Source organism: Phreatobacter aquiterrae (assembly GCF_053471285.1).
Genome location: NZ_JBJPHW010000003.1, coordinates 424,117 through 443,978 on the forward strand (window position 1 = coordinate 424,117; position 19,862 = coordinate 443,978).

General features: G+C 66.9%; 20 protein-coding genes and 1 tRNA gene. 2 read left to right on the forward strand and 19 right to left on the reverse strand.

Annotated elements, in window-relative coordinates; genetic code table 11:
- Positions 1–8: 8 nt before the first annotated feature.
- The 15 genes from ACJ4V0_RS07140 to ACJ4V0_RS07210 form a co-directional block, all read right to left on the reverse strand.
- Positions 9–1,172, reverse strand: a complete 1,164-nt coding sequence (locus tag ACJ4V0_RS07140) for an acyl-CoA dehydrogenase family protein (RefSeq protein WP_448298861.1) — start codon at positions 1,170–1,172, stop codon at positions 9–11.
- Between the two features lie 88 nt (positions 1,173–1,260).
- Positions 1,261–1,902, reverse strand: coding sequence for a TetR/AcrR family transcriptional regulator (locus ACJ4V0_RS07145; protein WP_448298862.1), 642 nt, complete (start codon positions 1,900–1,902; stop codon positions 1,261–1,263).
- Positions 1,903–1,984: 82 nt separating this feature from the next.
- Positions 1,985–2,182, reverse strand: coding sequence for a hypothetical protein (locus tag ACJ4V0_RS07150; RefSeq protein WP_448298863.1), 198 nt, complete (start codon positions 2,180–2,182; stop codon positions 1,985–1,987).
- A gap of 476 nt (positions 2,183–2,658) precedes the next feature.
- Positions 2,659–3,933, reverse strand: a complete 1,275-nt coding sequence (locus tag ACJ4V0_RS07155; RefSeq protein ID WP_448298864.1) for a TRAP transporter large permease — start codon at positions 3,931–3,933, stop codon at positions 2,659–2,661.
- Entirely contained in the window at positions 3,930–4,451 is a 522-nt protein-coding gene (locus tag ACJ4V0_RS07160; RefSeq protein WP_448298865.1) for a TRAP transporter small permease, read from the reverse strand. Before ACJ4V0_RS07160 ends, ACJ4V0_RS07155 begins: the two co-directional genes overlap by 4 nt.
- Positions 4,452–4,454: 3 nt before the next feature.
- The gene (locus ACJ4V0_RS07165; RefSeq protein ID WP_448298866.1) at positions 4,455–5,444 is read right to left on the reverse strand and encodes a TRAP transporter substrate-binding protein; all 990 of its coding nucleotides are present in this window, start codon (positions 5,442–5,444) and stop codon (positions 4,455–4,457) included.
- Between the two features lie 36 nt (positions 5,445–5,480).
- Positions 5,481–6,299: an amidohydrolase family protein gene (locus tag ACJ4V0_RS07170; protein ID WP_448298867.1), complete on the reverse strand. Its 819-nt coding sequence runs from the start codon at positions 6,297–6,299 to the stop codon at positions 5,481–5,483.
- 77 nt (positions 6,300–6,376) lie between these two features.
- On the reverse strand, positions 6,377–7,084 hold the full coding sequence (locus tag ACJ4V0_RS07175) for a FadR/GntR family transcriptional regulator (RefSeq protein ID WP_448298868.1): 708 nt from the start codon (positions 7,082–7,084) through the stop codon (positions 6,377–6,379).
- 244 nt (positions 7,085–7,328) lie between these two features.
- Positions 7,329–9,023: an FAD-binding protein gene (locus ACJ4V0_RS07180; protein WP_448298869.1), complete on the reverse strand. Its 1,695-nt coding sequence runs from the start codon at positions 9,021–9,023 to the stop codon at positions 7,329–7,331.
- Entirely contained in the window at positions 9,020–9,790 is a 771-nt protein-coding gene (locus ACJ4V0_RS07185) for an SDR family NAD(P)-dependent oxidoreductase (RefSeq protein ID WP_448298870.1), read from the reverse strand. The genes ACJ4V0_RS07180 and ACJ4V0_RS07185 overlap by 4 nt, the downstream gene beginning before the upstream one ends.
- 36 nt (positions 9,791–9,826) lie before the next feature.
- Entirely contained in the window at positions 9,827–10,546 is a 720-nt protein-coding gene (locus ACJ4V0_RS07190) for an SDR family NAD(P)-dependent oxidoreductase (protein ID WP_448298871.1), read from the reverse strand.
- A 55-nt stretch (positions 10,547–10,601) separates the two neighbouring features.
- On the reverse strand, positions 10,602–11,729 hold the full coding sequence (locus ACJ4V0_RS07195) for a C4-dicarboxylate TRAP transporter substrate-binding protein (protein WP_448298872.1): 1,128 nt from the start codon (positions 11,727–11,729) through the stop codon (positions 10,602–10,604).
- Positions 11,730–11,770: 41 nt separating this feature from the next.
- A complete protein-coding gene (locus tag ACJ4V0_RS07200; RefSeq protein WP_448298873.1) occupies positions 11,771–13,087 on the reverse strand; it encodes a TRAP transporter large permease in 1,317 nt (438 codons plus the stop codon).
- 7 nt (positions 13,088–13,094) lie between these two features.
- Positions 13,095–13,613, reverse strand: coding sequence for a TRAP transporter small permease subunit (locus tag ACJ4V0_RS07205; protein ID WP_448298874.1), 519 nt, complete (start codon positions 13,611–13,613; stop codon positions 13,095–13,097).
- Between the two features lie 2 nt (positions 13,614–13,615).
- Complete coding sequence (locus tag ACJ4V0_RS07210) at positions 13,616–14,371, reverse strand: SDR family NAD(P)-dependent oxidoreductase (protein WP_448298875.1); 756 nt, start codon at positions 14,369–14,371, stop codon at positions 13,616–13,618.
- A gap of 146 nt (positions 14,372–14,517) precedes the next feature.
- On the opposite strand from ACJ4V0_RS07210, the gene ACJ4V0_RS07215 reads away from it, so the two are divergent.
- A complete protein-coding gene (locus ACJ4V0_RS07215) occupies positions 14,518–15,291 on the forward strand; it encodes a GntR family transcriptional regulator (protein ID WP_448298876.1) in 774 nt (257 codons plus the stop codon).
- Positions 15,288–15,902 (forward strand): glutathione S-transferase, encoded by a 615-nt coding sequence (locus ACJ4V0_RS07220; RefSeq protein ID WP_448298877.1) that lies wholly within the window; start codon positions 15,288–15,290, stop codon positions 15,900–15,902. Before ACJ4V0_RS07215 ends, ACJ4V0_RS07220 begins: the two co-directional genes overlap by 4 nt.
- Here the strand turns inward: ACJ4V0_RS07220 and ACJ4V0_RS07225 are convergent.
- From ACJ4V0_RS07225 to ACJ4V0_RS07240, 4 genes are all read right to left on the reverse strand, one after another.
- Complete coding sequence (locus ACJ4V0_RS07225; RefSeq protein ID WP_448298878.1) at positions 15,899–16,084, reverse strand: hypothetical protein; 186 nt, start codon at positions 16,082–16,084, stop codon at positions 15,899–15,901. The two genes, ACJ4V0_RS07220 and ACJ4V0_RS07225, sit on opposite strands and share 4 nt — an antisense overlap.
- Positions 16,085–16,443: 359 nt before the next feature.
- Positions 16,444–16,520, reverse strand: a tRNA-Arg gene (locus tag ACJ4V0_RS07230).
- A gap of 79 nt (positions 16,521–16,599) precedes the next feature.
- Positions 16,600–18,228 carry a heme biosynthesis protein HemY gene (locus tag ACJ4V0_RS07235; protein WP_448298879.1) on the reverse strand — a complete coding sequence of 543 codons (1,629 nt, stop codon included), beginning with the start codon at positions 18,226–18,228 and terminating at the stop codon, positions 16,600–16,602.
- A gap of 10 nt (positions 18,229–18,238) precedes the next feature.
- Positions 18,239–19,855, reverse strand: a complete 1,617-nt coding sequence (locus ACJ4V0_RS07240; protein WP_448298880.1) for a COG4223 family protein — start codon at positions 19,853–19,855, stop codon at positions 18,239–18,241.
- Between the last annotated feature and the right edge of the window lie 7 nt (positions 19,856–19,862).

Below are 19,862 nucleotides of genomic sequence, written 5' to 3' on the forward strand. Positions count from 1 at the left end.
CTGGGCCCTTAGCGGAACGTCACGTCGAGACCGCACTCGCGTGCGATCAGCAATGTCTGGATCTGCGAGCTGCCGTCGCCGATCGTGCAGATGCGGTTGTCGCGCAGATAGCGGGACGGCGGGCAGTCATCCATGAAGCCCCAGCCGCCGTGGATCTGGATCGCCATGTTGGCGACCTCGGAGCCCGTCTCGGTGGCGTGGAGTTTGGCCATGGACAGCGCCATCATGTCGTCCTTGCCGGCATCGACGCCCCAGGCGGCGCGGTAGGTGACGAGGCGGGCGCTGTCGACCTTGAGCGCCATCTTGGCGATCATCTCCTGGATCATCTGGAGGCGGCCAAGGGAGGCACCGAAGGCCTGGCGCTCCTTGGCATACTTCAGAGCGTGGTCGAAGCTCGCCTGGGCAAGACCGAGCGAACAGGCAGCGAGGAAGAGCCTTGCAGCCTGGTAGCCCTTGTGCAGGACCCAGCGGCCGCTGTTGACCTTGCCGACGATGGACGTTTCCGGCAGCACGCAGTCGTCGAGATAGAGCGGGCGGGTGTCGGAGGAGCGCCAGCCCATCTTCCTGTACTTCTCCCCCTGGGTGTAGCCCTTGGTGCCGTTGGGCACGAGGAACAGGGTGAACTTCTTGTCCTGCACCTCGCGGGGGCTCGATATGGCGAGGATGATGGCGAAGGACGAGATGTCGGTGCCGGGATTGGTGATGTAGGCCTTCTCGCCGCTGAGCGACCACAGGCCGTTGCCGAGAGCCGTGGCGCGGGTCTTGAAGCCGGCCGTGTCGCTGCCCGCATCCGGCTCGGTGCCGGCGATCGAGCAGACCTTGCGGCCCGCAACGATGTCCGGCAGCCAGGTGCGCTTCTGCTCCTCGGTGCCGAAACGGGCGACGGTGAGGCCGGTCGCCATGGAAACCATGGCCGAGACCGCCAGCGACTGGTCGGCGCGGGCGACCTCCTCGATGGCGAGAACCGCGTCGAAGACGCCGAGGCCCATACCGCCATATTCCTCGGGGAACGGGATCGACATAACGCCGAGATCGCCGAGCTTGCGGAACAGGTCGGTGGGGAACACAGCGTCACGGTCGAGTTGCTCGGCCCGGGGCGCCACCTCGGCCTGGGCGAACTCGCGGACGCGCTCCTGCAACGCCACCTGATCCGGTGTGAGATCGAAATTCACGGCATTTCTCCCTGATGGTCTGACCGCCCTTTTCGGGCTGGCCATGTTTCTTGCGGTCCGCTGTCGGACCGTTCGTGCCGCCTGGCGGCTATCTGTTCAGGCGCGCCGTCAGCTCCGCTCCAGGATTTGCGGCGAAGCCGCGGGTGGCGACCTCGATCAGCGCCTCGGCGACGTCGTCCGCACTCCAGGCGCCCTCGGGCGAGTACCACTTGGTGACCCAGTGGACTGCGCCCAGCAATGTGAAGACGGCAAGCTTTGGGTTTATCGCGAGGATACTGCCGTCGGCGATGCCCTCCTCGACAAGGCGGCGCATGCGATTTTCAAAGTCGTCGCGCCGCTTCATGATCTCGGCGGCTTGGACGCCATGAAGCGCGTTCTCTTCAAGGATCAGCACCGGCACGCCCATCGTGCCAATCATCTCACGCATGTAATTGGCCATGCCCTTGCGGATTTTATCCAGACCGGTCCTCCCCTCAGCCTCCGCGGCATCCATGCTGTCGCAGGCGATATCCATCGCCTCCTTGTGACAGGCGTAGAGCAGATCCTGCTTGCTGGGCACGTAGCGATATAGCGCTGCCTTCGAGACGCCGAGACGGTCGGCCACGTCATCGAGTGAGGTGCCATGGACACCTCGCCGACTGAAGACCTTCGCCGCCTCTCGAATGATGGCTCGGCGTTTGGTTTCCAGTTGGTCCTCTCGGTTTGGAAGGGCGTTAGCCCAGCGCGACATCAATCTGCTCCGTGGTACCGCGGCCAAGGGCTGACGCTTGGTTCACTGACGTGACCGTAGCATCATCAAGGTGACCGTCAAGTCACATCGTTGACTGATGCGTCACTGTTGTGAAAATCGCACCTTGCGCCAATGTCGCAGGCGAGCCGATCTCGACTTCCCGGGCGCCGGCGAGGTGCCCGTCGCGGCCCTGCCGGACGATTGCCTGATCGACCTGCCCGGGAGCTGCTGTTGCCAAACCGACCGGCTCAGTCAGGTCGCCTGGGACCTGTTCGGTCATGTCGCGCCCGGCACTCCATGCTGCCTCGCCTTGGCGGATGATGTCCCGCTGACATGATGCACTCTCCGGAGGATGCTGCATCCGGTTCGAAACGTGTCACGGTTAGCGCCTTCGCGCCTCTATTGCGGACTTTCGCATTGGAGCCGATCGCCGACCTTCCCACGCTGGCTGGGAAACAACGGTCTCCGCCGCCCTATCGGCAGCCAGAGCGCGATGGAGGGAAGACCCTCAGCGCGCCGACGCCTGCACGGCCGCCGAGATTGTCCCCGTCGCCTCCTGGCGCCGCTGCCATCAGCACCTCGTGACGGTCTTGAAAAATTGCGCGAATTCGACGGTGCAGCGCTTCAAGATCTGTGAGAAGACGAGCCGCTCCGGGGCGGTCCGCAGGAAACAGATCTCCGCGACGCCCTGGCGCGTTGGAAAGAGCCAATCGATCACCCTTCCAATCTCTCGACCCGACGCGAGGGTGGCCCTCGTCAACGCGGCTGAAGGATCAACGCGAAACCTGGGATGTAGGTCGTCAGCATCAACACGAAGAGCATTATCAGGATCTGCGGCCATATCGCGCGCGCGATCTGGACGAGCGATAGGCCTGAGATCGCCATGCCGACGAAGAGGCAATAGCCGATTGGCGGCGCCGCCATGCCGATCGCCACGTTGGTGACGATGATCGCGCCGAAATGGATCGGATCGACGCCGAACTTGGTGGCAATGGCGATCAGCATCGGCCCGAGAATGACCATGATGGCGATCTCGTCCATAACCGCCGCCAGCAGGAAGAATGCGATGTTCAGTCCGGCGAGCGCCAGCCATTTCTCCTGGACGCTGGAAGCGAGCCAGTTGGCGAAATCGACGGCGATGCGCTCCTGGGCGATCATCACGCCGAAGCCGGCCGAGACCGCGATGATGGCCGTCACCATGGCACTGGTGCGTACCGACTTGATCAAAATGGTCGGCAGGTCGCGGAAACCGATCCGTCGCTCGAAGACGATGCCGACGATGAGGGCGTAGATGCAGGAGACCGCGGCGGCCTCGGTCGGAGTGAAGATGCCGCCGTAGATGCCGCCCAGGACGACAACGGGAGAGAGCAGCGCCCACTTGCCGCGCGAGAAGGCGGTGGCAACCTCGCTCCAGCTCGCCCGTTCGCCCCGGGGCACACCTGCCCGGCGAGCATGGACCCAGCAAATCACCAATAGGCCGAGCGCAATGGAGAAGCCTGGCACGATCCCCGACAAGAACAGCTTGCCGATGGACTGTTCAGCGACGATGCCCCAGATGACGAAGGCGATGGAGGGCGGGATGAGGGGGCCGAGGACCCCGGCGGACACCGCGATGGAAGCCGCGAAGGCCTTGTTGTAGCCGGCCGCAACCATGGCCGGGATCATGATCGCGCCAATCGCTGCGGTCGTGGCTGGTGCTGATCCTGAAATGGCTGAAAAGACGAGCGCGGCGATGACCGTCACCATGGCGAGTCCGCCGGTGCGGTGGCGCACCAGGGTCGAGGCAAAGTCGACGAGCCGCTGCGATAGGCCACCCGCTGTCATGATCTCGCCGGCCAGCATGAACAACGGGATCGCGAGGAGGCTGAAGGACTGGGATCCGGCAAGGAGCTGCTGGGCGAGGAAGGCCGGCTCTATATCGGCCACGAAGAGCGCCGCCATCACGACGAGGGCGATGGCGACGGCGAAGGGAAAGCCGAGCACCACCAGCCCGGCAAAGCCAGCCGTCAGGACAAGCGTGGTGGTGGTCATGGAACGAGCTCTGTGGGGGCGATGTCCGGCGGCGGACTCAGGGCGTGCTCGATCCCGAACAGCGCTATCAGCGCCCCGGAGATCGGCGCCATCACGTTGAGGATCTCGATCGGGTATTCCATCGCGGCCGAGGTGGAGCCCGAGGTCACGTCGAGGAAGCGGAGTCCCGACCATACGAGGTAGAGGCCGAAGCCGGCGGTGGCGAGGGCGATTACCCTCTTCCACAGGTCACCCGCAAGGCCCGGGAGAACATCGACCAGCAGCGTCAGGGCGACATGGAAGCCCTCCCTGACGCCGAGCGCGAGGCCACCGAGTGTGGCCCACGAAAACATCAGAACAGCCAGTTCTTCGGACCAGGGCGGGGCGCGCAAGAAGACGTAGCGCATCACCACCTGCAGGAAGATTGCCGCGAGCATCACCGCCGTAGCGGCGATCAGGCTCCATCGCAGACCTGCGGCTAGTAGGCCGCAGGTGCGGTTGAGGAGCCCCGCGGAGCGCGAGGAAGGCTGTCCCGACATCGGTTACTGGGCCGCAAGTGCGTCGCGCACGATGTCCGCACCGATCTGCTGGCGGAAGTTCTCGTACATCGGCATTACGGCGCGGCGGAACGGCGCCACATCGGGAAGTGCGTTCACCTGCATGCCCTTGGCCTTGAGCCGCTCGATGATTTCGCGCGCGTTGGCTACGGACTGGGCGCGCTGCTTCGCGGTGGCGGCCTTGGCCGCATCGCGAACAGCGGTCTTCAGATCCGCGGGGAGGCGGTCGAAGGACCGCTTGGAGGCGAGCAGGCCGATCATCGAATAGATGTGGTTGGTCAGCGACAGGTACTTGGTCACCTCGTTGTACTTGTTGGCGTCGATTACTGCGGCGGGGATCTCGAGCCCGTCGACCGCGCCCTGCTGCACGGCTGTGAAGGTTTCGCCCCAGGCCATCGGCACCGCCGTGCCGCCAAGGGCGGTGAACAGGCCGATGTAGATTGGGCTCTGCAGCACGCGGTACTTCACGCCCTTGACGTCGTCGGGGGTGTTTACCGGCCTGACGTTGTTGATCATGTGGCGGAAGCCGCCCTCCATGTAGCCCAGCGCCATGATGCCGCGCGTATCGAGGCGCTGGCGCAACTGGTCGCCGACGGGGCCGTCGAGCACGCGCTGGGCCTGGGCCTCGTCGCGGAACAGGAAGGGCATGTCGTTGATCTGGAAGGCCGGCTCGACCTGGGCGATCACCGCATTCGTGATGATGCCCATGTCGACGGTTCCAAGGCGCATGCCGTCGATCATCGGTCGCTCGTCGCCCAGCGCTCGATTCGGGAAGAGCTGCACCTCTATGCGTCCGCCGGAGAGCTTTTCGACCTCCTCCTTGAAGGCGCGCGCGCCGATCGCATAGGGGTCCTGCGCTCCATCGCCAGTCGTCCAGCCGAGCTTGAGCACGGTTTTCTGCTGGGCGAGCGCGGGGCTGGTGATCGATGCTGCAGCAAGCAGGCCCATCGCCGTGCGGCGGGACAGTCGGGTCATGGCGTTTCTCCTGTTTGTCGTTTCTGGCCCGGTCATTCAGGACCAGTTGGGGAATCCGTAAAGGCGCTCGGGGTTGTCGAGGAGGATGGCCCGGCGGCGTGCCTCATCAGGCTCCCAGTCGGCGAGGAGATCGACGAGATCGCCGTCGTCCGGCATGGGCCACTTGAGGGCGGGGTGCGGCCAGTCGGTGGCAAAGACGCATTGGGCGGGATTGGCGGCGATGAGGTCGCGCGCCACGGCCGCGACATCGGCGAAGGGGGGGCCTGCTTCCGTCACCCGGTAGGCTCCGGATAGCTTCACCCAGGCCCGGCCATTGTCCAGAAGCGACAGGAGCCCGCGGAAGCCCGGGGCCGATGCGGCCTTGGTCGGTCCCACATGGCCCATATGATCGACCACGACAGGACAGGGGAAGTCGCCGAACCGCTGTCCGAAGTCCGGCATGGTGCCGACATCCACCAGTAGCTGAATATGCCAGCCGCGCGGGGCAATCCGGGCAGCGAGCTTTTCTGTCTGAGCCAGATCGGTCCCGCCCGCGAAAAGCACGTTCACCCGCAATCCCCGCACACCCGCCTTGTGCAGTTCGTCGAGCTCGGCCTCGCTGATGTCAGGATCGACGACGGCGATGCCCCTCAACCGATCGGGGGCGCGGCGGAGCGCATCGATCATCGACCGGTTGTCGGTACCGTGAACGCTCGGTTGCACAAGGACCCCACGATCCAACCCCATCGTGCCGAGGAGCGCGAGATACTGGTCAAGCGAGGCCTCGGGAGGGGAGTAGCTCCTGGGCAGGGTCAAGGGAAAGCGGTCATAAGGTCCGAAGACATGCGCATGGCAATCGACGGCGCCGGACGGCAATGGCAGCTTTGGCTTTCGCGGCCGCGGGACCGGGCCGGCGACCTCCGGGATTTCTGCGCTGGCTGGTTCTGATGTGCTCAACGGGCAACTCCCAGTCTTTGTGCCGCCGCCCGGATGTGGCTTGCCATCGCGGCATGGGCTTCCATTGCGTCGGCCGCACGAATGGCGTCGACGACCCTGCGGTGTTCCAGCTGCACGGATTGGGGGCGGCCGGGGACCTTCAAGCTGTTGATGCGGGCGGCGCGGATTGCGTCATCGACGTTGTGGGCAATGAAATCGAGGAAGCGCACGAAGGCGGGGTTGCCGGATGCCGCCGCAATAGCAAGATGCAAGGCCTTGTCTTCTGCGACCCCGTCACGGCCATCGGCCATGGCGGCATCGATGGCATCTACCGCCTCCGTGATCCGTTCAAGGTCGGCGTCATCCCGTCGCTCGGCTGCAAAAGACGCCGCACCGGCTTCGACCACCCCCCTCAGTTCGAAAATGTCGGCGAGCGGCAGGTCCTCGCGCGCATGAGCAAGCTGCAGCCTGAAGCTCTTGGCCGATCCAAACCCGGTGACGAACGCACCTGCACCCTGGCGGGTCTCCAGGAGGCCGTCGTGCTTGAGGCGCGAGACCGCTTCGCGGATCACGCTGCGACTGACGCGCAAGGCGACAGCCAGGTCCTTCTCGGCAGGTAGCCGGTCGCCAGGTTTCAACTCGCCCGATGCGATGCGCGCCACGAGGACCGAGGTGACCTCGTCGGCTAGCTTTGCTATCGGCTCCAGTGGTTCGAAACGTCCCATCCGCCTAGTTGTCAGACAACATGGTGACCGGTCAAGAACGGGGCGCGATGTCCAGCGGTGAAATTTGTGCGGCAACCCTTGCGGCTGCCAGTCCAGGCAACTTGGCCCGTTCGGTTCCATGTCGCGGGCGGAGCACCATCATAGGCGGAGACCGGACGCACGTCGAAGCGCGCCTTGGCTGGAGGCCAAGGAAGCTGGATCAATGGCGGGACCAGGCGAGGTCTCCGTCTTGGAGCCACAGGCCCTAGTGCGGGGCAGCGATCTTGCGCCCGACACGATAGCCGAAGGTCAGCGCAGGCCCTAGGGTGATACCGGCTCCCGGGTAGTGACCGCCCATGATCGAGGCCATGTCGCTTCCGCAGCAGTACAGTCCGGCGATGGGGTCACCGCTCCTGTCAAGGACGCGTCCATCCGGATCGGTCAGCAATCCCGAGGCTGTGCCGATGTCGCCGGGATAGACACGGACTGCATAGAAGGGCGGTTCCGCGATCGGACCGAGGCACGGATTTCCAGCGATGGCGGGGTCGCCGTAGTACCGGTTGTATTCCGAAGAGCCCTTGCCAAATCCAGGATCGATCCCTTCCGCCGCCGCGCGGTTCATCCCGGAAATGGATGCGCTGAGCGCATCCGCGGGGACGGCGATCCTGTCCGCCAGTTCGGCGATCGACGACGCCTCGATCAGATATCCATCGCGGACAAGGTGTGACCGCGGACGTCCGCCGGGAAGGGCGAGCCCAAGGCCCCAACGGTCGATGAAGCGACGATCCGCAACCAGGAAGGCGGGAACGCTAGGGACGGTCTCGTGCGAGCGCAGCATCGCACGGACGAACTCGTGATAGGACGTTCCCTCATTGACGAAACGATGGCCGGCGCCGTTGACGGCCACAAGGCCGGGCTTTGCCCGGTCCCAGATCAGGTGCGGAAAGCGCACGGTCGTGCCGTCGGACTTTGTCCAGACCGATACCGGCGCCCAGAAGGCATGGTCGGCAGGCGCTTCCATGAAGGCGGCGCCCGCTCCTTCAGCGATCCGGATGCCATCGCCTGTATTGCTCGACGGCGACATCGACCACTGCCGCCCGGGCTCCTGGCCCGGGATGGCTCTCCTCGTCGGATCCCAGGGGAAGCCGCCGGTGGCGACCACCACGCCCCGCCGGGCTGCGATGGTGCGCTCGCCTGCTCCGGCGCGAATCCTGACGCCCGTCACGCTCCCCGCGTCGCACACGAGGCCGAGGAGAGGCGTCGAGGTCGCGATGTCGATGCCGCGATCGAGCGCACTCTTCAGGAGGCGGCCAGCCAGCGCATTGCCAAGCAGCAGCCGGGTTCCACGGTGCCATCCGCGCAGACGGTCGGAACCGTAGCGCGCGATGAGCTTCATGCCGTATCGCCAGGAGGCAAAGGAGCGCGTGACCTTGAGGAGATGGTTGACATCGGTGACGTTGACCATCATGCCGCCGAGGACGGTGAAGGTCGCCAGCGGATCCTTGAGAAGGCGGAAGGCCTCGCCGAGTTCGCGGCCGTCGAAGGGCAGGGGATCAATCGGCCGGCCGGCGCGCCCGGCGCCGGGCAGTTCCGGGTAGTAGTCGGGCGAATAGGCCCGGGCGGCGAACTTCACGTGAGTATGGCGATCGAAATAGGCCACGGCCTCCGGTCCGCTCGACAGGAACGCATGCATCATGTCGGGCCGCAGCGCATTGCCGAGCACCGCGCCGAGATAGGTCATCACCGCCTCGGTGGAGTCCTCGATGCCCATGGCCAGAGCGAGCGGGTTGTTCGGGATCCATACGGCGCCTCCCGAGATCGCGGTCGAGCCGCCGACATGCTCCTCCTTCTCGACGACGAGGACCGACAGGCCCTCGATGGCGCAGGTCAACGCAGCGGCCATGCCGCCGGCACCGGAGCCGGCAACGATGACGTCGTAGGCCTCTGCGATCGCTGTCACGTGCCCGGCTCCCGTGGGTAGCCCGCCATGTCCCAGCCGCCATCCACCTTGAGGAGTTCGCCGGTGATGAATCCCGCCTCGTCCGAACAGAGAAAGACCGCGGCGGCAGCCACGTCCTCCGGCTGGCCGACCCGCTGAAGCGGCGTCTGGTCAATGGCGATACGGCGTCGCCAGGCCTGGGTGCGGATTCGCTCGGCGGTCAACGGCGTCTCGATCAGGCCAGGCCCGAGGGCGTTGACGCGAATGCCGTGGGGTCCGTAGTCGGTCGCAAGTTGCCGGGTGAAGGCCGCGACAGCCCCCTTGCTGGTCGAGTATCCGGCGCTGTGCGCAGCGCCCATCACCGCATAGACGGATGCGAGGTTGAGGATGGCCCCGCAGCGCCGCGGCCTCATCTCCTCGACGGCGAAGCGGGACAGGCGAAAAAGGCCGACCACGTTGACCTCGAGATAGCGCCTCAGCTCCTCGTCACTCGTCGCCTCCGCGGTTCCACCGCCGCCGATGCCGGCGTTGTTCACGAGGATGTCGAGCGGTCCCAGTTCCCGGAGCGCCGCCCGGAGGATCCCCGGCAGTTGCGGATCGGTGACATCGCCCTGCACGGCGACAACCGTCCTCGATGCGGTGGCGACGGTCTCGGCGAGGCCGTCGCTGTCGCGATCGACCGCCACGACGCGGGCGCCCTCGCGCGCGAAGGCGAGCGTGATCGCCCGCCCGATTCCGGACCCCGCTCCGGTAACGATCGCGACCTTGTCCAACAGTCTGTCGGCCATGTTGTCTCGCTGCCTTTGGGAGGGGTGTCGCGCCGCTCAGCCGATGAAGCCGCCGAGGGTCCGGCCGCCGTCGACGATGAGGATCTGGCCGGTCACGAAAGCGAGGCGAGGGGAGGCGAGGAAGGAGATGGCGTCGGCAACATCCTCGGCGCGGCCGAGAATGCCGAGGGGCTGCTGGGCAGCGAGTGCCCCGCGGTCGGTATCGGAGCGCGCCTTGAGCATTTCGGTGTCGATGACGCCGGGTGCCACCGCATTGACGAGGATGCCCTTGCCCGCCAGTTCTAGCGCCATGGCACGCGTGAGCCCCACCACCGCGGCCTTGGAGGCGACATAATGGGCATAGTGGCTCGCACCGAGATAGGCGCGGGAGGCGAGGTTGACGATCCGTGCGCCCCGCGGTGCCCGTGCCGCGACCGCCCGTGTCAATTCGAAGAGCGGTATGACGTTGACCTCGGCCATGCGGCGGAAATCATCGGCCTGCAGATCGGCGAAGGCCCGGACGTCGAAGATGCCGGCATTGTTGACCAGCGCATCGACGGGCCCCGCCTCTTCGGCGAGGGCCAGCAGCGCGGCGCGATCCGTCAGATCGATGCCACGGCTTTCAGCCGCGCCGCCAAGGGCGCGAATTTCAGCGGCGGTCGCTTCCGCCCGCTCCGCATGAATGTCGGCGACGATGACGGAGAAGCCATCGGCCGCAAGTCTCAACGCGGTGGCCTTACCGATGCCGCCCGCGGCTCCCGTGACGATCGCCTTCATGGCTGCAAGCTCCGTAAAAAATGCGGCGCGCAGGGGTCGGCGCGCCGCATGGGGGTCAGTTCAGGCCATAGGTCGCCGCATCGACCTTGCCATAGAGATGCTCGCGCAGGACCGCCGCGACCGCATCGGGATTGGTGCGGTCGACGCCCTCGAGGAGCTTCTTCCACTTCGCCTCCAGGTCGCGGAAAGCCTGGATCAGGTCGCTCGGATCCTGCACACGCCGCGTCTCCATGGATGTCTTCGGCAATTGGGCGATAAAGTCGCGGTTGAATTCCGCCAACTTCGCCGTCAGGTCGTCAGCGGGGGCGACAATGGCGAGGCCGCGCTGCCTGGAGCCATCGATCGCCGCATTGACGCCGACGTGATAGGCGACCTGGGCCCGCGCCGAGGCCACCGCCATCGTATCGAGCAGCGCGCGGCGCTGGGGCGTGGTCAGCGCCTTCCAGGCGTCACGGTTGTAGATCCAGTTGGCGCCGATCACGACGCCCATCGGCAGCCGCGTGACGGCCTTGGCCACCTCCCAGAACTTGTTGCCCTTGTCGAGGTTCGTGGGGTCGGACAGCGTGCAGTCGATCGAGCCGCGCTCCAGGCCCGAATAGACGTCGCCGATCGGGACGGAGACCGGAACCCCGCCGAGCGCCCGAACCCAGTTCGATTGGGCGCCGCCGGCGGTCCGGATCTTCAGGCCGCGGACGTCGGCGACGGAGCGGATCGGCTTCATGCAGATGAAATTGTAGACGGGCGTCGCGTAGCCGCCGCCAAAGATGCCGCCGTTGCGGCGCCATTCGGCCTGGAGCTTGGGGTGCGTCAGGCCGAGTTCGGTGAAGGCGAATGCGGCGGCGAAGTCGTCGTCGGAGGTGAAGACGAGATCGTTGACGACGTTGTTCAGCGGCTGCTCGGACGGCGTGTATCCGGGATAGACGATGCCGACCTGGGCGACGCCGTCGCGAATTCCCTGCATCGTGGAGGGCGCGGGAACGAGCGACCCGGACGAATGCACCTGCATACGCAGAGCACCGTTGGTCGCCTTGGCGACGTCCTCGGCCCATTTCTGGTAGACGAACTCGTTGAGGATATGGGCCGGGGCCAGCCAGTTTGAGGCTTGCCACGTCTGTTGCGACAGGGCGGCCGACGAGAGCCCGGCCAGGGCTGCGAGCCCGATAACGGCGTGTCGAAGTTTCATGGTGGTTTCCTCCTAGGGATGGGACCCTCTTTCGGGGTCGTTCAGCGGACTGCGAACTGGTTGGGAAGCCAGAGGGTGATGATCGGGAAGGCGATCAGAAGGGCGAGGGTGATGAGATCGGCTGCCACGAACCACGCGGCGCCGCGGAAAATCGTCCCGAGCGCAATGCGATCGCCCAGTGCCGACTTGATGACATAGACATTCATGCCCACCGGCGGCGTCACCAGTCCGATCTCCAGAAGCTTGATGACCAGGATGCCGAACCAGATCATGTCGACATCGAGCGACTTCAGCAGGGGCAGCAGCAGCGGCAGGGTGAGCAGCATGATCGAGATGCTCTCGAGGATGCTGCCGAGGATCAGGAAGACCACCGCCACGGCGATGATGACCGCCAGCGTATTGCCGCCGGTATAGGCGATCAGCGTCTCCGCCATGACGTTCGGCAATTGCGAATAGGCCATGAAGCGGGCGAAGATCGCGGCGCCGACGACGATGATGAAGATGGCGGCCGTTCCCTCCGCCGTCTCGATGACGGCCTGTCGGAAGGTGGCCCTTGTCAGCGAGCCGCGCGTCCAGGCGATCAGGCACGCGAGCATGGCGCCGATGGCGCCCGCCTCGGTGGCCGTGAAGATCCCGAGGAAGATGCCGCCGAGGACACCGGCGATCAGCACCGGCAGCGGCCACACGTCGAGCAGTGCGGCCTTTTTCTCGGCGGCCGTGAAGACGGTTTCGTCCCGGGGAGCGAGTGAGGGATTGAACCAGACGCGGACGGTGATCAGGCCGATGAACATGGCTGCGGACAACAGGCCCGGTAGGACGCCGGCCATGAAGATCCGGGAGATCGAGGTATCGGCCATGATGCCGAAGACGATCATCAGGATCGATGGGGGGATGAGCGAGCCGAGCGTGCCGGCCGAGGCCACGCAGCCGGTCGCCAGCGCGGGGTCGTAGCGCGCCTTCAGCATTTCCGGGATCGAGATGCGGGAGAAGGCTGCGGAGGTCGCGACGCTTGACCCGGAGGCGGAGGCGAAGAGAGCCGAGGCGACGACCGTCGCGGAGGCGAGGGCTCCCGGAACCCGGGCGAGAAAGATGCGGGCGGCGGCGAAGAGGCCGTTGGTGAGGCCCGTCGCCGAGGCGATATAGCCCATCAGCAGGAACATCGGCACCGCGGACAGATTCCAGTCACCGATCAGGCGATAGGGAATGGCCTTGGCGATGCCGATGGCGGCGGAGAGCGAGATCAGGCTCGCGATCCCGCCGAACCCTACAAGTCCCATGGCGACGCCGATCGGCACGCGCATGAAGATCAGGGTCATGACGAGTCCGATGCCGAGGAGGCCGATCTGGATGCGGTCCATGGCGCCCTCAGATCGTCTTGCCGGCGGAGGCTGTTTCTGGCCTCCGGTGCGGGGGATCGACGACATCGCCTACGAAACGCACGATCAGGACAAGGCAGGCGAGGATCAGGCCGAACGGCAGCAGGAAACGGCTGGGCCAGACGATCACGCGCCAGGCACCCTCGACGATCTCCCCGATCTCATAGGCGTTGAGAGCGATGAAGGCGCTCTGCCAGGCGAGGAAACCGTAGAAGGAGACCGAAGCGGCGGTTCCGAGGAGATCGAGCGGCGGCCTCAGCAGGGGCGGCAGGCGATCGTAGAAGAGCTCGACGACGATCGGGCGACGCTGCACCTCGATATAGGCAAGCGGCAGGAAGACGGTCGCGATCATGTAGTAGCTGGCGACGACCTCGGCGGTGCCGGGAATGGGCGCCACGAAGACGTATTTGCCAATCACGTCCGCGGTGACATGAAGCATCATCAGAACGAGCGCGGCACCGGCGGCGATGACGAACCATTCGGAGAGCCGTTCCAGCAAGATCCGCATGGTCATTGCATCCTGTAGCCGCCGTTGACGTCGATGGTCACGCCGGTCAGGTAGGCGGCGGCCGGCGAGACGAGATAGGAGCAGGCTTCGGCAACGTCCTCGGCGGTCCCGATGCGGCCGAGCGGAATGTTCGACGACATCTCGCCGTCGCGTTCTGCGGGCAGCGAAAGCCGCAGCATCGGCGCATCGATGAGCCCCGGCGCGAGGCAGTTCACGGTGATGCCGAGGGGTGCCGCCTCGCGGGCCGCGGCCTTGGTGAAGCCGAGAACTGCGGCCTTGGACGAGATGTAGGCGCTGGAGGACCGGTAACCGCCGAGTTGGGCGGCTACCGAAGACAGCGTGACGATGCGCCCCCCGTCGACGGGCCGAGCCGTTCTTCGCCGCAGCATGGCCCGCACCGACAGGAAGGTGCCGCGTGTGTTGACCGCATGGGACTGTTCCCACTCCTCCAGCGTCGTGTCGACGATGGCAGGACGCTGGCCACCCTCGCGGAGAAGCAGCACGCCAGCATTGCAGACGAGGACGCCGACCGGTCCCATCGATGATTCCGTCTCGTCGAAAAGGCGGTCGACGGATGCCTCGTCCCGGACATCCACGGCCAGCCCGACATGGCCATCGCCCGGCAGCGCCGCAGCGGTGGCGCGCGCCGCCTCGACGGAGAGGTCGGCGACAGCAACGCGAAGGCCGTCATTGGCAAGCCGCGTCGCTATGGCGGCGCCGATGCCGCGCGCTGCGCCGGTGACGATGGCAGTTCGCACCTCATTCCTCCTGCATGCTGATTTTGGATCCAGAATAGGCAGGAATGAACGGATACCGCAATTCTTTTTGGCAGGGAGGGTCATTTTGTATCCAGAACAGCAGGCGGTCTTGCAAAACCGGGTCTGTTCGATCAGCATGTCCCGCAATGTCGCTGCCTCTCAACCTTGACGGAAATGACCACGACGCACTCGCGTTTCAGACGAGCGCCGACCACGCGGCAACGTCGATCCGCGAGTTGATCCTGGAGGGAAGTCTGGCTCCGGGTGCACCCTTGCGGCAGGACGAACTGGCGCGTCAGCTCGGCGTGTCGCGAACGCCGCTCAGAACCGCGCTCGCAGCGCTGTCGCGAGATGGACTGGTCGAATATTCCGCCAATCGCGGCTACCGGGTACGCAGTTTCGCTATCGAGGACATTCGCGCCGCGTTCGAGGTCCGCTCCACGCTGGAGGCCTTGGCGTGCAGGATTGCCGGCCGCCTCGGCCTGACTCCGGGTGCCCTTGACGCGCTTGGCGCTGCTGTCGCCGAAGGCGACAGCATTCTGTCCTCAGGCAAGCTCGAGCCGGCGCGGCTCGCCGCCTACCGGCGGATGAACGTGACGATCCACAGTACCATCATCGAGGCTGCAGAAAATCCCTGGCTGAAGGACTTCGTGTCCCGCACTCATGACGTTCCGATGGCGTCGGACCGCATCATCCTGTGGGAGGATTACGACATCATCCTGCGCTCACACGACGATCATCACCGTATCCTGCACGCTCTGCGTCAGGGTGACGGCGAGCGGGCAGGGCGCCTGATGCAGGAACATGTCATCTTCGCCGGCGAGGTGCTCATGGGGCATCTGGCGGCGCGCCGCGACGAGCCGCTCCAGCAAGGGCAGGCCATCGGATTTTCATCGTCACCCAAGGATCCCCTACCGTGAAACTGTTCTTCTCCCCCGCCTCTCCCTTTGTCCGGAAGGTCATGGTCTGCGCCATCGAGCGCGGCATCGACGGCCAGATCGACAAGCTCGGCTCGGCCGCCCACCCGATCAACCAGGACGCCTCGATCAAGGCGCACAACCCCACCGGCAAGGTGCCGACACTCGTCGCCGACGACGGCATGGCGATCTACGACAGCCGCGTCATTTGCGAGTTCATTGACTCGGTCGGCAGCGCACCCGCCCTGTTCCGGGCTGCGGGAGCCGATCGCTGGAAGTCATTGGTGCTGCAGTCGGCCGCCGACGAGATGCTCGATGCCGCCCTGCTCGCCCGCTACGAGACCGTCGCGCGCCCCGAGGCGCTGCGCTGGGCCGACTGGCACCAGGGGCAGATCACCAAGATCCACACGACCGTGAAGGCCTATTCGGAGGACTGGATCGGCCATCTGGAAAGCCGTCTCGACATCGGCACCGTCGCGGCCGCCGTGTCGCTCGGCTATCTCGACTTCCGCTTCCCCGACATCGGCTGGCGCCAGGGCAACGACCGCCTCGCCGCCTGGTATGCTGGATTTGCCGAACGGCCTTCCATGAAGGCGACCCTGCCGGTGGGCTAGTCCTGCGCCGTCTGGTCGGTTCGGCGACCGATGATCATGGAGAGCGTCGCACCGCGGGCGATACCGCCTGTGGTGACGTGGGCCGGGCAGATGCCCTTCAGCGAGTAGTGCGACGCGACGATGGAGAGGAGTTGAACGTGGTCTGCAGGTTCACGGCGACCAGCATGCAGAATTATGACCACCTCACCATCCTGACCAAGGTTCAGTGGGTGCGTCGCACGGGCGCCCTGACGCGACAGTGGTCGACAGGTCCTCTGGCGGCTTAGGTGGACTACGCAACGGTGGGAACGGCCGCCGATAGTGCCACGAAGTTCGGAAGGCCCACACCAAGAGATGACATACACAATGACCGCTTCCGGCCCAAATAGCGGACCTCCCATCGAGCTTGGTCTTACGCGAGGGCCCGCGGAGGCAGCCTAACGAACGCGCCCGGTGTCCGTCTTTGCGACGGCGAGCCCGTGACCATGCCGCAACGCCATGAGGGTAAGCGTTAGGGTAAGCCGCAAGGCAGACGATATTCGTTAGCGAAATCAATAGCCTTTGGCGGTCCCGAAGGGATTCGAACCCCTGACCTTCGGTTTAGGAAACCGCTGCTCTATCCTGCTGAGCTACGGGACCGGCGCGCTCTCTATCTCACGCCCGCGGGGCGGGCGGCAAGACGCTATTCAAGACGCCATTGTTGCAGGGACGGGCCCCTTCAGCTTCCCAGGAACGAGGCTCGTCGCGCCGGAGCCGGCTGTTCGGGTCCCGGATCATCCGGCGGGCGGGTGATCGGGAAGACCGTCTCGGTTGGCTGCGCGCGCGGCCGCGGGATATCGACGACGGTCTGCTTCGGCGGTTCCTCCGCGGCGGCGGCGGGCTCGGACGGCTGAGGCTGAGCCGGCTCCACGACCACTGCAACCGGGTCCGGCGGCGGGGGCGGCGGGGGGTCCTCGGCGACGGGGGCGGCCAGGACCTCGATGATCGGGCCGGCGACAGGGGCGGGCTGCTCGGACTCGTGGTGATCGGCCAGCACGTCGTCGACCTGCAGCACGGGGCCACCGATCTCGGCGACCGGAACCTTCCATTCGAAGGCATCGAGTCGGCCGGTGACCAGCGAGGCGGGCAGCCAGACGTCGCTCGCCTGACCGTCGGCGGTCCAGACCGGATCGCGGGCGGCGCGCAGCGCGCGCGCCATCCATTCGCGGGCGCGGCCGTGGTCGCCATGCTCCTTGGCGGCGAGTTCCGCCATCAGCAGGCAGGCCCGCTGCGTCGGGCGCCCGTCGGTCAGCTCCTGAAGGGCGCGGCGTGCCGTCTCGAACTCGCCGGCATCGATGGCGGCGCGGGCGACGGCCATCAGCCCTTCCGGGTGGGAGGGGGTGAGACGCGCCAGGTACTCGACGCGCTTCAGTTCATCGAGCCGCGAATCGCCGCGTCGGGCATGAGCATAGGCTTCCGCAAGATCGGGATGGGGCGTCGCCTTCCAGGCCGCCTCGATGACGCGCGAGGCCTTGCGGGTGTCGCCGTCGGCGGCGAGAAGCCGGCCGGCCACGACTGCGGCCGGCACGAGGTCGGGCGCCAGCCCCTGCGCCTCGATGGCCAGCGCCTTGGCGGCAACGGAATCATGATCCTCCAGCGCGGTGGCCTTGGCGGCGAGCAGCACAGCGCGTCGGCGCTTCGCCTGCGCCTTGTCGATGACGCGGGCGGCGTATTGCCTCTCGATGCTGGCGAGGGCGCCATCCCAGTCGCCGCCGAGCGTCTGGCTTTCCAGCACGGCCTGTCCGGCCCAGCCGGCGGAGGGCGATTCCTTCACGGCCTCCTCGGCGATGGCGCGCGCGGCGGCCGGATCGGCGCGGCGTTTCGCCTCCACATAGAGCCCGCGTAGGCCGAGGAGCTTCGTCTCCGGCCCGGCCAGCATGGCGCGGAAGGCCTGTTCGGCAGCGCCACGGTCGCCGGCGAGCTGGGCGGTCTGCGCCCTCAGAAGCAGGGTGAGCGGTTGTCCGGGCGCGAACTTCTCGGCCTCCGCAGCAAGGTGCTCCGCCGCCCGGCGATCACCGGCGCCGATGGCGACGATGCCCCGGCTGACTGCGTCACGCCCCTTCCTGTCGCGCCGTCGGCGCATGGCACGCGCGGCCAGGGCCGGGCTCGCAATCAGCCATTTGACGATACCGATCAGCGCCATGGCGGCGGCCGCGGCCACCAGCAGGCCGATGATGCCCGTCAGCACCTCGAATTCGATCTGCCGGCCGAGCCAGAGGACGGAGACCGTGCCGGGCTGGTCAGCGATCCAGGCCGCGCCGGAGGCGAGGGCGGCGAGCAGCAGGAGGAAGAGAACGACGCGAACCATGATGTTCTCCTCAGCCGCCGGTCAGGGCGGCGGTTGCATCGAGGGTCAGGCGCCGCAGCGTCGCCTCGGCCGCCACGCGCGCCCGCGCCTCGGCTGCCCAGCTGGCGGCAAGGGCCCGCACGGGTTCGGGCAGGCGGTCGATGTCGGCCAGTGCGCCGGCGATGTCGCCGCGCCTCAGCTTGGCTTCGGCTCGGGACACGGCAGTCGGGACGTCGTCACCGGCCGCCTCGCCGACCGGGCGGACCCGGACGAGATTCTGCGCTGTGGCCGAGAGCCGGTCGAGCAGCGTGCCGTCGGTTGCCCTCGCCGGCGCCGCGCGCAGGAGCGCGGGCACAAGCGCCGAGAAGCGTTGGGCGAGAGCCGCGGATGTCGGCAGGCCGCGTTCGGCGTGGGCCTCAAGGCTGCGGACAGCCTCCGCCGGCAGGCCGAGGGTCGCCGCCGACTTGAGTTCAGCCGCGAAGGACTGCCCGCGATCGAAGGCACCGCGCAGCGACGAAAGGCCGACGACCAGGGCGGCGCGCCGGCCGGCATCGCCCGCCTGCGACCGGGCCGTCTCGAGCGTCGTGACCTTCTCGCCGAGGGCGCGGGCCGCGGCGCTCGTCGCCTTGATCTCCTCGTCGAGCGAGCGGATGCGTGCGGCCGTGGCATCGACGCGCTCTGTCTGGGGCGCCAGCAGGGCCGCCACGCGCGCCTCGACGGCGGTCATGTCGACAGCGGGGGCAGCGGGCGCGGCCGGCGGTGACTGCGCTGCCGTACGCTGGGCCGATGCAATGGCCTCGACGGCCACCTTGAGCGCGTCGATCTCCGTCTTCAGAGGATCGAGATCGATGGCGGCCGACTGTTGCGGAGGGCTCTGGCCGGCGGTCGCGGCAGGCCGCTGCTCGATGGCGGCAAGGCGGCCCTCGAGGCTCGCCCGGGCGGCGTCGAGGCTCTCGATACGCCGCGTCAGGGGGGCGAGATCGACCGCCGGCGCTGAAGGCGCGGCGGGGCGCGCGGCGATCTGGCGCACCTGGCCGTCGAGGGCGGCGAGCCTCTGTTCGAGTGCCGACGTGTCCTGCCGGGCCGTTCCCGGCCAGTAGCCGCTCATCTGGGCGGCGATGCCGAGACCGCCGGTGATCAGCGCGCCGACGAGGCCGGCCGCGGCCAGCCGGCCGAAACCGCCACCGGATGGAGGGGGCACCACCAGTTGGGGGTCCTCGCGATAGTCGGGCCTCGGGGGTGCGGACTGCTCGCTCCCGGAGGATGCGACATGTGCAGGGGTAGCATCAGGGGGCGCGGCTTCGAAGGAAGCGGGTTCGGGCGAGGGCGTCTCGGGCGCGGCAGGCTCGGCCGGAGCGGCGTCTGCCGTCTCGTCCACACCCGATGCCGCCGTGAGCGAAGGCTTGTCCGCCTCGTCGATGGAGGCAGGCGCAACCGGCATCGTGTCGATGGTTTCCGATGCGCTTGCTTCGCCGGGGACCGGCCCTTCCTGCCCTGCCGTCGCGCCGTGCGCAGTCTCCCCCGCCGGGTCCGCTGCGGGATCTGCCGCGGTGGTCGGCTCGATCTCCCGAGCTTCCAGCGTGATGACCGGCGCCTTGCCGCGGCGCCTGGGCTTCAACTCGTCGGTCGGGCGGTCGTCACTGGCCATCCGTCGT

Excerpts from the sequence above, each read along its gene's own strand:
- ACJ4V0_RS07160 (WP_448298865.1), bottom strand. The coding sequence starts at position 4,451 with ATGTCGGGACAGCCTTCCTCGCGCTCCGCGGGGCTCCTCAACCGCACC.
- ACJ4V0_RS07205 (WP_448298874.1), bottom strand. The coding sequence starts at position 13,613 with ATGCGGATCTTGCTGGAACGGCTCTCCGAATGGTTCGTCATCGCCGCC.
- ACJ4V0_RS07195 (WP_448298872.1), bottom strand. The coding sequence starts at position 11,729 with ATGAAACTTCGACACGCCGTTATCGGGCTCGCAGCCCTGGCCGGGCTC.
- ACJ4V0_RS07155 (WP_448298864.1), bottom strand. The coding sequence starts at position 3,933 with ATGACCACCACCACGCTTGTCCTGACGGCTGGCTTTGCCGGGCTGGTG.
- ACJ4V0_RS07185 (WP_448298870.1), bottom strand. The coding sequence starts at position 9,790 with ATGGCCGACAGACTGTTGGACAAGGTCGCGATCGTTACCGGAGCGGGG.
- ACJ4V0_RS07190 (WP_448298871.1), bottom strand. The coding sequence starts at position 10,546 with ATGAAGGCGATCGTCACGGGAGCCGCGGGCGGCATCGGTAAGGCCACC.
- ACJ4V0_RS07165 (WP_448298866.1), bottom strand. The coding sequence starts at position 5,444 with ATGACCCGACTGTCCCGCCGCACGGCGATGGGCCTGCTTGCTGCAGCA.
- ACJ4V0_RS07175 (WP_448298868.1), bottom strand. The coding sequence starts at position 7,084 with ATGGGACGTTTCGAACCACTGGAGCCGATAGCAAAGCTAGCCGACGAG.
- ACJ4V0_RS07235 (WP_448298879.1), bottom strand. The coding sequence starts at position 18,228 with ATGGTTCGCGTCGTTCTCTTCCTCCTGCTGCTCGCCGCCCTCGCCTCC.
- ACJ4V0_RS07200 (WP_448298873.1), bottom strand. The coding sequence starts at position 13,087 with ATGGACCGCATCCAGATCGGCCTCCTCGGCATCGGACTCGTCATGACC.
- ACJ4V0_RS07215 (WP_448298876.1), top strand. The coding sequence starts at position 14,518 with ATGTCGCTGCCTCTCAACCTTGACGGAAATGACCACGACGCACTCGCG.
- ACJ4V0_RS07145 (WP_448298862.1), bottom strand. The coding sequence starts at position 1,902 with ATGTCGCGCTGGGCTAACGCCCTTCCAAACCGAGAGGACCAACTGGAA.
- ACJ4V0_RS07240 (WP_448298880.1), bottom strand. The coding sequence starts at position 19,855 with ATGGCCAGTGACGACCGCCCGACCGACGAGTTGAAGCCCAGGCGCCGC.
- ACJ4V0_RS07150 (WP_448298863.1), bottom strand. The coding sequence starts at position 2,182 with ATGACCGAACAGGTCCCAGGCGACCTGACTGAGCCGGTCGGTTTGGCA.